Genomic DNA, 13,162 nt, shown 5'->3' on the forward strand with positions numbered 1-13,162 from the left:
AAATGCAAACATTTTGTATATCTTTATTTTGTAGTATTAACCTATATAATATTTATGGCAAATATCTCGATAAGGTACCAAATAGCGCAAAAAGTAAGGAGCTGGAGGTTAAAGCGAGGTTATACTCAAAAAGATTTAGCGGAGAAAATCGGCGTAACGTATCAAATAGTACTACAATATGAAAAAGGAACACGTAAAATTTCGATTGAGAAGTTATACGCTATGGCAGAGATATTATCAATTAATATTAAGGATCTTATTCCTGTATCAAATGAAAAAATCTGTCTTGAAGATGAGGGGGAAGAAATATTAAATTTAGTAAGAGAATATAAAAAGATTAATGATCAAGAGTTACGTAAGATATTTTGTTTACTAACCAAGTTTGTTCAAATTAGTGAGAAAAGTAGTAAAAAAACGGAGAGAATAAAAATTGCAAAGGGTTTGGTTAAAGAAGGAATTTCTGTTGATATTGTTGCAAAAACAATAGGTCTCTCTGCTGATGAATGTGTTGAAGAAAAAGTTGGTTCTATCTACTGCCAAATAGGAAAAAAGAAATATCTATTACAAGGTCTAGTTGTGTGTCAAAACTGTGGATATGCGTATAGTGGTGCACAATGTGGAGTTGAAGGAAAAAAGTTTAGCTATTATCGCTGTAGTAGTACTATACGTATTACTGATGGTAGGGAGAAGTGTACTAATAAATTGGTCCGTACAGATATGTTAGAAACAGCTATATGGGAAAAGGTGAAAAATTTACTAAAAAACCCAGAGATAATAAAAAATGAGTATCACCGTAGAATTGCAGAAAATAAAAATGATGAATCATCAGATAAGAAGTTTGCAAGAAGGGAAAATCAAATAAAACAAGGCATCGAAAAGTTAATGGAAGACTATTATAGTCAAGAAAATGTAGGAGATAAAGGATATATAAGTGAGGAAGAATTTAAACAGACGATGAAAGGAATGAGGGAACGCTTAAGAGGGATAGAAGAAGAGAAGAAAAAGGTAGTTGATCAAAAAGCAATAGAGAAGGGAATGAACCTTATCATCAACAGTATAAAGAGTCTTTATTCCAGTGTAAAATCTAATTTGGAACAGCTAGATTGGCAAACTAAGCGTGGCATCATTAAAGCATTAGTAGAACGAATTCAGATTGGTTATGACCAGGTAGAAGTGGCGTTTAGAATCGAAGAACCAGCACAGGATGGAGAGATTTTTAATTTGCAACATTGTACTGGACGTCATGATAAGGGGGCTGGCGAAGGGTGTCAAGGAAGTTTTTCGTTTCATCCAATGCGCTGCCAAAAGTTTGTTATGCAAGAGATCCCATAAATTGGGTGTCATAATAACTACACCCACATTAATTTTGGTGTACGTGACCTTGAAAGATCGTGATTCAATACTTAAATTATTAGGGTAGTAGGAAAATAATGGAGCTCAAAATGCATAATGTACAAGAAACTGAAAATTTAAAATTTGACGCTGAGGTAGGGAAAGTACTGAATATAGTGATTCATTCACTTTACACCAATAAAGACATTTTTCTGCGTGAATTAATATCAAATGCATCAGATGCATGTGATAAGTTGCGCTATGAATCTCAACTAAACCCTAATTTGCTAGATTTGAGTGACGAATTAAAAATCACTATCAGCTCCAATAAAGATAAGAACGAGCTATATATCACTGATAATGGCATTGGAATGAATAGACAGGATTTAATAGACAATCTTGGTACAATTGCAAGCTCTGGTACGCAAAAGTTCTTGGATGCGATTAAGAATAGCAAGGATTCAAGCCAAACTGTGGAGCTGATTGGGAAGTTTGGTGTTGGTTTTTACTCAAGCTTTATGGTTGCATCAGAAGTAATAGTAGAATCGAGAAAAGCTGGAGAAGAGGAGTCTTGGATCTGGCAATCCAAAGGAGATGGGGAATATTCAATCAGCAAGTCAGATAATCAAGTCCCTCGCGGAACCAAAATTACGCTCATTATGCATCCTGAAGAAAACGAGTTTTTAGATAAATTTCGTGTTGAAAATATTGTCACTACTTACTCTGATCACATAAATTTTCCTGTTGAATTTATAGACGAAGAAGGAAAAAGTGAAAAGTTAAACAGTAAGGCTGCAATTTGGACTAAGCCAAAAAATGACGTTACTCAAGAGGAGCACAACGATTTTTTCCGCAGTGTTGCTCACGTTGGCGGGGAGCCCTGGATGATATTGCATAATAAAAATGAAGGTGCAATAGAATATACAAATTTGCTTTATGTTCCTTCTATAAAACCTTTTGATTTATTCCATCCAGATAGACGTTGCTCTGTGAAGTTATATGTAAATAAAGTATTTATCACTGAAGATAACGTACAGATTATACCACAATACTTGCGTTTTCTGAAAGGCGTGGTTGATTCACCGGACTTGCCTCTTAATATCAGCAGAGAAACGCTGCAGAATAATCGTGTTGTTGAGCAGATCAGAAAATCTCTCACTAAGCGTGTGATATCAGAGCTCGGTAAAAAAGCAAAAGAGAATTTAGAGGAATATACAAAATTCTGGACCAATTTTGGTGCAGTTTTAAAGGAAGGTCTTTGTGAAGCTATGCCAACTGATGAGAGAGAAGCACTACTCTCAATTTGCAGATTTCATAGTACTGGTGATGAGAAATTAGTCAGCATTGATGACTATATAAGCAGAATGAAGCCTGAGCAGGAACATATCTATTATCTCACCGGAAATAGCCTCGATTCAGTGAAAAACAGTCCGCAACTTGAGGGGTTCGTCAGTAAAGGGCTGGAGGTTCTTCTGTTCGTTGATCCAGTGGATGATTTCTGGACTAGTGTAATTCATGAATATAAAGATCAAAAGTTTAAGTCTGTGACTCGCGCTGATGTTGATTTGGAAAAATTCTCTTCAGAAGAAGATAAGAAAAATGAAGAAAACAAATCGAATGAAGAAAAAACTGAGGAAACTATATTGCAATATTTTACCACAGTGCTTGGAGATTCAGTAAAAAGCGTAAAAATTTCCAAAAAATTGACTGATAGTCCCGTATGCCTAGCGGTTGATGAAGGTGCTATGGATCTTCGCATGGAGCGTTTTTTGCGTGAACAAAAGCAGCTAAATTACCGCACGCCAAAGGTGCTTGAAATTAACACTAAGCATCCTGTAATAAAGAGTATAATGAAATCTTATGCTGAAAGTGGTGAAAACCCAACATTGGAGGACATGGTTCACTTATTGTTTTACCAAGCTTGCATCGTGGAAGGCGAAGAGATGGATGACGCGAGCAGCTTTGCTAAGAGACTGAATAATTTGCTTGGCAAGATTTCTGTTTAATGCTATACTTAGCTTAGCTGCTAGTTAGGAGGTAAAACATGTTTGGTTCCAATTTTAGAGACTTTGTATCACAAGATACAACTTCACAGGGCCAATCAAATTCTGAAAGATTAATCAAAAGTTGGCATGGTTTTGAAAAACCAGATTCTGAAGATTCAGGTATTGAAGAAGAGTTTGAAGTTTTAGATAGCGAAAGTCAAGAGATACCAGCTACTCCATGTAGCACACCCCCTGAAGATCTAAGTTTAGAGAATGCAATACTTGCAAACTTTCCTGATGGTTGTGATAGGTCGTTTACTGTAGAGTTAAAAGATGAAGATTCATATGGTATCATTCCTAAAAACTTAACTTTTGCTGAGATTATAAATATCTTAAATCAAGCTATACAAGAAGATAATTGTGAAGAATTAGACAAGGTTGTACAAAATATTGAAGATTATGAAGGCAGGTCTATTACGCTGGATAATGAAAATCTCAAAGATTTCTGTTCAAATCAACTTAATTTGGAGTTACAAAACGGAAGCAACCATCAACATATATATTCAAATGTACTATCACAATATAAATTTGATCAAGAGGGTTTCAAGTATGATTATTCAGTAAAAGAATTGGTACTATTGGCAATTGCAGCTAATGACAAGCTAGTAGAGCAATATCAGGATTTTCTTTTTGCTGAAGGAAATTTAAGTCTTTTACCTCTCCTTGTTGGTGGTCAAAAATATATTGAAGCTTTTATAGAAAAATTCCATGGTACCGATGGAGTTTATGGAAGATTAAAAGATCAAACTATACAACTTGTCGAACCTAATAAGATTGGTTTTTTCTCAGTTATAGCATTAAGAAAAGAGCAAGAATTATTAAATGCAGTTTTTGTCGAATACGTTTTAAGAGATTTTGGACAGGTGTTAAAAACAAGTAATCCTGATTCTTTGTATGGTGTGCTTGAAACAGCGTCTCTGATCAAAAATGAAGAATTCATCACGATAGTGCTGGGTGCATTTGAAAGATATATTAATAAGCTAACTAAAAAAGCCTCAACAGAAGAGTTATTAAAAAAGAGTTTTGTTACTTTATTAGAAACTGCGATAAGCCAGGAACACACATCTGTCATTGAATACCTGTGCAAACGATACACTAATAGTGCAGATCATGCCATTTATGATGTATATGAACAAGCATTTGCGGATGATAAAGTTATTACAATACTAGGGCAACAAATCCTGAAAAACATAGGAGCTCGTGGCAGAAAAGAAATTTATGATTTAATTCTGAAAACTGCATTGGATGCTGGTAATATTGCATTTATCGAGCACTTGTGTGAAAAATGTGCTAAATGCAGCAATGATGTTATCGGCTATCTCAATCAAAAATTTAAAAATAACGAATTTGATAACATACACGAATCAATCCTCATTGCATTGTCTAATGTTGAATACACAAACACAGACGTTATAGTCGAGGTGCTTTTTTACACTAAAGAAATCCATCAAAACGTATCACATAATGAGCAAGTGATTAGGCCGGTCATACAGAATATACTGAAAAATGCAACACACTACTCAATAGGCCAAGAAGATTACTCCTTAGTCAAGGAAGTATGTTACTTATACACAGAAGAGGGTGCAATTAACGTAATTTTTCAAGAGGAGTGTAAGATTTTTAAATCTAGCATAGAAAAGCGCATAGAAGATCTGGAAAAGGAAAACAAATTATTGCAATCTGAAGCTTTACGTGAATATAACAGCCGTCTTCCAGGTATTGTAAATGGATTAGTTCAGACTGCTTGCATAGTGTATGATGAATACACTAAAGATCCAAAAGACAATAAACGTCAAAAGAATATTGATCTAATATTCAGTTTAATGCAAATTAGAAATATTCTGCAATTTTCTATTGATGTGCAAAAATATTCCTGTCATGAACGTCAAGATTTGTGGGATGAAATGTGCCAAACTCCTGGAACTTTTATAATACGAAAAAGAAGTAATAACGTTGCAGATGAATTAGAAATTCCAGTTATAACAAGTGACATTCTATCAGAAAATCCAGGACTTGAAAGTACTGGCAGTCAACAACCACAAGAAAATGTGGACAGACGAGAAAATATTATGAACAATGAAGAGGCTTCAATAGAAGAAGCTATAGATAATGATTATAGGGGGGGTAAAATGTCTAGAGATAAAAAAAGTACAAAGCAGAAAATGTCTAGAAATAAAAACAGCACAGAGCAGAAATTGTTGAATGCTATCTACATTCCTAAGACGATGGAGAGTTACTTAAAAAGGAATAATATAAAAGATGAACCTATTTTGAAGAGTATCATAGACAAAGTAAATGCTGAAATTCAAAAGAAGAAGGAGGAGGAGGAGAACATTATCAATCCAGGTCCTACTAAGAAGCAAAGATGCATTGATCAGAGAAACACACTCTTAAAAACTAGAGATTTTCTTGAAAAAAAGATCAAAAGCATTGGAACTGATGCTAAGGCTGCTGTATCATCAGTAACTGATGTTAGCGCTACTACAAGTAGTCACGAAGCTCCTGTTAATATTGATGATGAGAAAAAACAAGCTCATGCTCAACCTGCTGAACATGTACCAGAAGAAAGTGCAAAACTTAAGGCACAGCCTTCTAATACTCAAGAGCAACAAGAAGTTTCTGAGACTCCAGTTCCAGAACAAACGGATGATATTGAAAGTTTAAGTACACAGGACGCTCTTGTTCCTCAAAGTAAAAGTGCTACCGTGTTATCAGTTGATAGCGATGAGGAAAAACAAGCTTCTCTAAGTGATGAAGTTTTTTATGATGCAGAAGAATCTATGTTAGGTACAACAAATAGTAAGGATGGTTCTACGCTTGAAGGTGATAGTGATAAACAAGAGCCACAACCAAAATCAGTGCCAACACCTTTAGTAGCTAAAGAAAATTCTGGACAAGTGAATAATGTTCAAAGTAATGGTAGACAGTCTGATAATCAAAACAATAAAGATATACAAGATGTTAGCGCTACTATAAGTGATCAGGTAACTCCTGTGAGTAGTGATACTGAAAACAATAAAGTGGAAAAAAGTGGTGTGAGTTTACAAAGCAGCGGCTATGTGGACAATAGCACAGTATTATCCTTTGTGGATAGAGAGCGTGTTATTCATGTTGATGCGCAGGTTTCAGGGGATGTGAGTTGTCTGGTTGAAACTATTAGTGAAGATACTGATGAAGTTGCAAGTAATCAAAATGGTGTACTTTTGCTGGAAGCTCAACCTATGGTACAGAGTTATGATTCAAGTGAAAAAGGTAATACTAATTTGCAAAGTGCAGGTGATAGTAGTGTAGGTGTAGTGTCAAAGAATGGTAGTGATCAACTACCTGCCGATAATCTAGAGCAGAATAGCAAAGGGGTGGATGATAGTAGTGTATCTGTGCAGTCTATAGGTATGGTGATAAGTCAATCTAATAGTGCTTCCACTATAACTCTGGATGATCACAAGCCTCTCATGAAAGATATAGAAAATGATAATGATCCAAGTGAAGAAGATAATGATTCTCCACAGAATATCAAAAAAAGCACATTGTCTACTATAGTTGTTTCAACACTAGTCGTGGCTGCAGTAGCTTCGATAGCTATCTCTGTTTACTTAGAAATGTTAGCAGTGGGGATAGCAGTTGGAGCTTGTTGTCTTATTGTAGCTATAGTTACCTACTGCTATAGGCCTAAAACCTTAATTGAAAACGATAAGGTCGAAAGGGTTAATGATGATATGCAAAAAATTACACCTTGCTGTAGCTGACGATGAATAAATATAGTAGTCTATCGTTTAATAATTTATTATAATTGTATTAATTATTAGTGAATAAAAACTTGGTAAACTACGAAGAAATATTCTTAAACAAAATCAAAGATATAAAAGATGAGGGGCGCTACCGTGAATTTACGCACTTTGCGTCATTGCCAGGTAGGCTCCCCCACATTATGGACTATGAAAGAAATAGGGAAGTAATCGTCTGGTGCAGTAATAATTATCTGGGAATGTCGCAGAACGAGAAAGTTATTGCTGCTATTCAAAATTCATCAATTGGTGCGGGGGGAACAAGAAATATATCTGGTACAACAAAAGAGGTTGTCGAACTGGAAAAATCCTTAGCTTGTTTGCATAAAAAAGAGGCTGCTTTAACTTTTGCTTGTGGCTACCTCGCTAACCAGACAACACTTAGCACTTTATCGTCTGTTATTCCTGGTGTAGTAATTTTTTCAGACGAGAAGAACCATTCTTCGATGATAGAAGGCATAAAATCAGGAAAAAGGCCAAAACATATATTTAGACATAATGATGTTGATCGCTTAGAGCAGTTGTTAAAGTCCGTAGACACAAAAACACCAAAGATAATAGCACTTGAATCCGTATATTCAATGGATGGCGATATAGCGCCGCTTAAAGCAATATGCGATCTTGCAGATCAACATAATGCAATTACCTATTTGGATGAGGTGCACGCAGTTGGCATGTATGGTTCACATGGTGGCGGAATTGCAGAAAGAGAAGGCCTGATGGATAGAATAACCGTTATTCAAGGTACACTATCAAAGGCTTTTGGAGTGATGGGTGGGTATATAGCGTCTTCAAAGAGCTTGGTAGATGTAATAAGAAGTTCCGCTCCAGGATTTATTTTTACCACTGCTATGTCGCCTGTTTTAGCAGCGGCAGCAAAGGCAAGCGTTGAACACCTAAAATCAAGCAACATTGAAAGGGAAAAGCAAAAGCAAGTCGTTGAAAAAGTAAAAAACTCACTGAGAAATGCAGGAATTAACTTCATTTTAACAGAAACTCATATAATTCCAATAATAATTGGCGACCCAGAGTTATCCAAAAAAGCATCAAAATTATTATTTGATGAGTATGGAATATACGTTCAACATATAAATTACCCGACAGTTCCAAGAGGAACTGAGCGTTTCCGTATTACCCCTACACCTTATCATACAGATGAAATGATAGAGCATTTAACAGAATCTCTTGTAAAAGTTTTTGAGAAGTTGTCTATCTCTTTAGCCTGTTTATGCTATAGCTAGTACAGCCCTACGTCATACCGCGATTTATTCGCGGTATCTCAGCATGGATTCCGCTAACAAGTAGCGGAATGACGAGTTTTACGCTTATCAAATTGTAGGTAAACATAAATTACTTTAGCTATAGTTTTATATCTCCAGCAATAATCAATCCGTTGTCTTCTGTTAGCCTTCCACCGCTTTCTTGCAGAAAAAGTCTACCGAGCAAGGTTTTATATTTGTTAACTCCAGAATAAACTGTTCCTCTGTGCCTTCCTGCCGCAAGGTATGCAAAGCCTAAAATTGTTGAACCGATGGAGCGTACACTACTATTGCCAGGCAGCAATTTATTTAACAAATTACCACTTACATCTATTAGACCCCCTTCACGGCTTTTCACCCGCATTTTTATATGACGAGATCTAAAATCCTCAAGAAAAGCACCTTTCTTTTCTTCTGCCCAAAAAGTTTCTCTAAGAGCCGGAGCATCAATTACAGCTGCCACAACTTTATTTTTATGAATGAGACAGACTGATACTGCAAAATAAACCATGCAACTAGAAAAATTCTCCCTGCCCTCTATAGGCATAATAAACCAGGTATAAGTGTCATCTTTTACTTCTTGATCAGTATCATCTTCAAAAATAAAATCATAGTCTCGTTTGTAATCGTGCAAGCAATCGTATATGGTTTGCTTGGATTTTGAATAAGTTTTATTGATAAAGTCTGCTGATTTAACATTAGAGATTTGTAATTCATTAAAATCGCGCATAAGCTGCCTGGAAGCACTACGCACAGAATCAAGCATCACATTAATTCGTGGTGATGAGATGGACATTCTTCTTTTTACTCTTTCACTCTTTCATAATAGCTGTCATCTGGAGTATATACTACAATTTTATCCTCTTCTTTTATAAACTGAGGCACGTTAACGCGCATTCCGTTTTCCAAAATTGCAGGCTTATAAGAAGCAGTAGCAGTTTGTCCTTTAATAACAGACTCTGTTTCTTTCACAGCAAGTGTAACATAATCAGGCACATGCGCAGAAATTATTTTGTCTTGATAAGCTACAACTTTAATTTTCATGTTATCCTGTAGATAAATCTTTTTTTCTCCCAATAAATCCAAATTTATAGTGATTTGCTCGTAATTACTTGGATGCATAAGATTTACAATGTTTCCTTCAGTGAAAAGGTAAACATACTCCTCTTCATCTAAAATTGCCCTTCTGATTGTTGCATCAGAGCGAAATCTTTCATAGTGTTTTGCTCCGGTCTTGATATTTTTCATTTCAGCTTGTATGTATGCACCACCTTTACCAGGTTGAGTATGCATAATACCTACAACCAAAAATAATCCGCCGTTATGTTCCAACACCTGACCTGGTCTGATATCGTTAGCTCTTTCTGCCATAATTACATTTTCAGTTTGATCTTACAATTATAAATAGCTTTATATAAATATCAAAGTCTTTATTAGTCAATAAATTCTGGCATATTTAATACTATATACTTCCCCTTTATATTTATATGTGAAAATATCTCTTTAGTGAAAGATAGCATAATACGTTTTTTTGTGCTGATAACTAAAATTTCTAATATATCCCCTGAGCCGAAATTATACACAGATTTTACATAGCCATATAATTCATTACTTTTCAGCCTTACTTCCATATCTACAAGGTCACTTTGATAAAATTCATCCTCATCATTTAGCTCTGGTAACTTGCTTCTTTCTATATATAGCTTCTTATTCCTTAAAAGCTCTGCTTCATTACGGGAATTTACTCCGCTCATTGTAGCTATTACTAAATTATCACCTATGACAGATACTGAGTCTATTTTATAATTCTCATCACCATTTATTAGCTCACCATATAAGGATATATTTTCAGGTTTTTCGGTAAAAGTTTTTAATTTAACAGCTCCTTTAATTCCGTGAGGAGAGGTAATAATTCCTAAGCATACCAGATTGTCGTTCATATTAATATCAAGCATCTAATCAGAAGATTTCTCAGATAAATATTGAGCCAGAATCTCAATTCCTTCATCAATCTCTTTTTCAGTGATAATTAGTGGAGGTAAAATTCTCACAACGTTATCTGATGTTACTCCAACAGTGAGTAAACCACGATGACTTAACTCTTCTGCAAACTTTTGATTGTCTGCTTTCACTTTTATTCCAAGCATTAACCCTTTCCCTCTCACTTCTTCTATTATTGAAAATTTACTTGCTAAGTTTTCTAGTTTATTTTTTAAGTATTTACCTCTAATTTCAACATTTTTCAAAAAGCCGGGGCTGAGCAATTCTTCGAGCACAGCATTACCTACTGAGGTTGCAAGCGGATTGCCACCAAAAGTGGAACCGTGCATACCAACTGCCATATATTTAGCAGCCTTTTCAGTTGCAAGACAAGCCCCCAGCGGAAACCCCCCGCCTATTCCCTTTGCAAGAGCACATATATCAGGTTCCACTCCTATATGTTCGTATGCGAATAATTTTCCTGTCCTACCAGCACCGCATTGTACGCAATCAAAAAATAACAATATGTCATTTTCATCACACAGCCTTCTTAGTTCTTTCATAAAGACTTCATTCATTACTTTGATACCACCTTGCCCTTGTATTGGTTCTATTAATATAACGCCTATACCACTTGAAATTGCTTTCTTTACGCTCTCAATATTGGGCTCGATGTTATCACACCAATCAATGTAGGGATTTAGTAATTCAGAAAATTTCTGTTTATCGTTTGTAGCACAAGTTAAAAAGGTTCTTCCATGAAATGCACCATGAAATGTTAAAATTCTGTGACGATTTTTATTGCCTTTTCCATTTTGATAGATCCTAGCAATCTTAAGTCCACATTCTACTGCCTCTGATCCAGAATTTGAGAAAAATACAGTGTCAGCGAAACTATTGTTTATTAATTTTTCTGCAAAATTATTGGCAGCAGGTATATTATAGGTATTTGATATATGCCATAATTTTTCTCCTTGCAATTTAAGAGCACTAATTAATCTTGAATTGGTGTGACCTAAGCTACTAACGGCTATTCCGGAGTGAAAATCTACGTAGCGCTCACCATCAACATCATATAGGTAGATACCTTTGCCATGAGAAAAATTTATATTAACAGGAGAATAAACTGGCAAAATAGGAGAAATTGTCATAAAATATTATATGCTAAATTTTATTATTAATAACATAAAAGCCGTTGTTTCGCAATGAGTAAGGATATGTATAAGATAGGTAAATTAATGTTTTCTGCACTGGGGAAAAACAAATACACAAAAGTTATCGCATTATTCTCATCAATTTTTATGATTTTATTCAGTGTGATATATTGTAATTATTTACTAAGGAGTAATTTCCTTTCTTCTTACCGTGATTCAAGTGTAAACTTAAAAAGCGTACTGGAAAATGGCATAATAAAAAAATACCATTATTTACTAATAGAAAAGCATCACATTAAATACAAAAATTTTGACTACATAAACCAACTAGTAAAACTACGTGCTGAATTATTACAATCAGTGAGCAAAGTAAAGGATTTCAGCTTAATACTGTATGATCAAAACGGCAGAATAATATTCAGTAATTTTAACACTCAAGATTATGATTATGAACAGTTACTTACAAACGATGAAATTGATAAACTATTAAGTAACCAAGAAATATTTTATACTACAGGAAATACATTAACTTCTATTTTCCCTATATTCCATGAAAATAGCGTTAAACCGTCGTTTTTTTTGAAGATTCTTCGAAACTACAATAATTCTTATGTTATAGCATATGGCCTGTTTTTAACATTTTTGGGCCTATTATTAATAATCTTAATATTAATAATGTTCTATTTGCACTTTTCTAATACCCAAATGCTAGCCAAGCAACATAAAACTAACATTGAATTACAGCAGATAAAAGAGACATTAGAGCAAGAAAATGCAAACAAGCTAAAGTTTTTTGCAAGCGTTACACATGAATTACGCACACCTCTTAATGCTATTATTGGATTTGCGGAGTTGATCAAAAATAAAACTTTAGGTTCAATGGATAATTCTCAATACAAGGAGTATGCAGACGATATATATAATGCAGGAACACACTTACTTACCTTAATTAATGATGTGCTCGATTTTTCTAAAGCTGAATCAAGTAGTTTAACAGTAGAAAAAGTGAAGTTTAAACTGAACAAAATAATGGATTCATGCGTAAATATGCTATTACCTAAATTAAAAGAAGCCGGGATTAATTTAAAAAAAGAGATGACTAGTAAACAATTATTAGTCATTGCAGATCCCAAGAGAATGAAACAAGTTATAATAAATTTATTATCAAACTCAATCAAGTTTACTCCCAAAGATGGTTTAATAAGAATGGTGATAAAAGAAAATATAGAAAAAAACTTATTAACTATTGAGTTTCATGACAATGGAATAGGAATAATGCAGCAGGACATATATAAAGTTATGTCTGTTTTTGGCCAAGCAGATTCGGGGTATAGAAACGAAGGTACGGGCATCGGATTGCCGCTAAGCAAGAAATTAGTAGAGTTAATGGGTGGAACTTTTGACATTAAAAGTGAAGCAAAACTTGGTACTACGATAACATTGAACTTCTTTTATGAAGAACAAACATGTGAAGATTCGATTGATTTTTAATAGGATCTATTTGATATGGCCTTACATCAGACGAAAACCACACTTTATCAAAAGCGGCAAGCCGAGAAGGTAGGCAGAAATTCATCAATAAGCCCCCATCAAGAATCTTATCTGTT

The 13,162-nt window shown here is 34.7% G+C and carries 8 protein-coding genes and 2 pseudogenes; 6 read left to right on the top strand and 4 right to left on the bottom strand.

Annotation, left to right across the window (positions count from 1 at the left end):
• Positions 1-54: 54 nt before the first annotated feature.
• The 5 genes and pseudogenes from OM961_RS01450 to hemA form a co-directional block, all read left to right on the top strand.
• A pseudogene (locus tag OM961_RS01450) lies at positions 55-552 on the top strand (helix-turn-helix domain-containing protein); the annotation flags it as partial.
• Positions 553-570: 18 nt separating this feature from the next.
• Positions 571-1,332: pseudogene (locus tag OM961_RS01455) on the top strand (recombinase zinc beta ribbon domain-containing protein); the annotation flags it as partial.
• Between the two features lie 110 nt (positions 1,333-1,442).
• Positions 1,443-3,338: a molecular chaperone HtpG gene (htpG, locus tag OM961_RS01460; protein ID WP_182309722.1), complete on the top strand. Its 1,896-nt coding sequence runs from the start codon at positions 1,443-1,445 to the stop codon at positions 3,336-3,338.
• A gap of 38 nt (positions 3,339-3,376) precedes the next feature.
• A complete protein-coding gene (locus OM961_RS01465; protein WP_264339212.1) occupies positions 3,377-7,123 on the top strand; it encodes a host RNA manipulator TomO in 3,747 nt (1,248 codons plus the stop codon).
• A gap of 71 nt (positions 7,124-7,194) precedes the next feature.
• On the top strand, positions 7,195-8,403 hold the full coding sequence (gene hemA / locus OM961_RS01470) for a 5-aminolevulinate synthase (protein ID WP_264339582.1): 1,209 nt from the start codon (positions 7,195-7,197) through the stop codon (positions 8,401-8,403).
• 118 nt (positions 8,404-8,521) lie between these two features.
• Here the strand turns inward: hemA and OM961_RS01475 are convergent, their stop codons facing one another.
• The 4 genes from OM961_RS01475 to OM961_RS01490 all read right to left on the bottom strand — a co-directional run bounded on the left by OM961_RS01475 (position 8,522) and on the right by OM961_RS01490 (position 11,552).
• On the bottom strand, positions 8,522-9,217 hold the full coding sequence (locus tag OM961_RS01475; protein ID WP_012673414.1) for an inositol monophosphatase family protein: 696 nt from the start codon (positions 9,215-9,217) through the stop codon (positions 8,522-8,524).
• Positions 9,218-9,225: 8 nt separating this feature from the next.
• Complete coding sequence (gene efp / locus OM961_RS01480; RefSeq protein WP_012673415.1) at positions 9,226-9,792, bottom strand: elongation factor P; 567 nt, start codon at positions 9,790-9,792, stop codon at positions 9,226-9,228.
• A 62-nt stretch (positions 9,793-9,854) separates the two neighbouring features.
• On the bottom strand, positions 9,855-10,361 hold the full coding sequence (gene rimM / locus OM961_RS01485; protein WP_182309759.1) for a ribosome maturation factor RimM: 507 nt from the start codon (positions 10,359-10,361) through the stop codon (positions 9,855-9,857).
• Between the two features lie 15 nt (positions 10,362-10,376).
• Positions 10,377-11,552 (bottom strand): aspartate aminotransferase family protein, encoded by a 1,176-nt coding sequence (locus tag OM961_RS01490; protein WP_264339213.1) that lies wholly within the window; start codon positions 11,550-11,552, stop codon positions 10,377-10,379.
• 66 nt (positions 11,553-11,618) lie between these two features.
• Here OM961_RS01490 and OM961_RS01495 point away from each other — a divergent pair, with 66 nt between their 5' ends.
• Positions 11,619-13,046: a sensor histidine kinase gene (locus tag OM961_RS01495; RefSeq protein WP_264339214.1), complete on the top strand. Its 1,428-nt coding sequence runs from the start codon at positions 11,619-11,621 to the stop codon at positions 13,044-13,046.
• The last annotated feature ends 116 nt before the right edge of the window (positions 13,047-13,162 follow it).

It is taken from the genome of Wolbachia endosymbiont (group A) of Cydia splendana (assembly GCF_947179475.1).
GTDB lineage: Bacteria > Pseudomonadota > Alphaproteobacteria > Rickettsiales > Anaplasmataceae > Wolbachia > Wolbachia pipientis.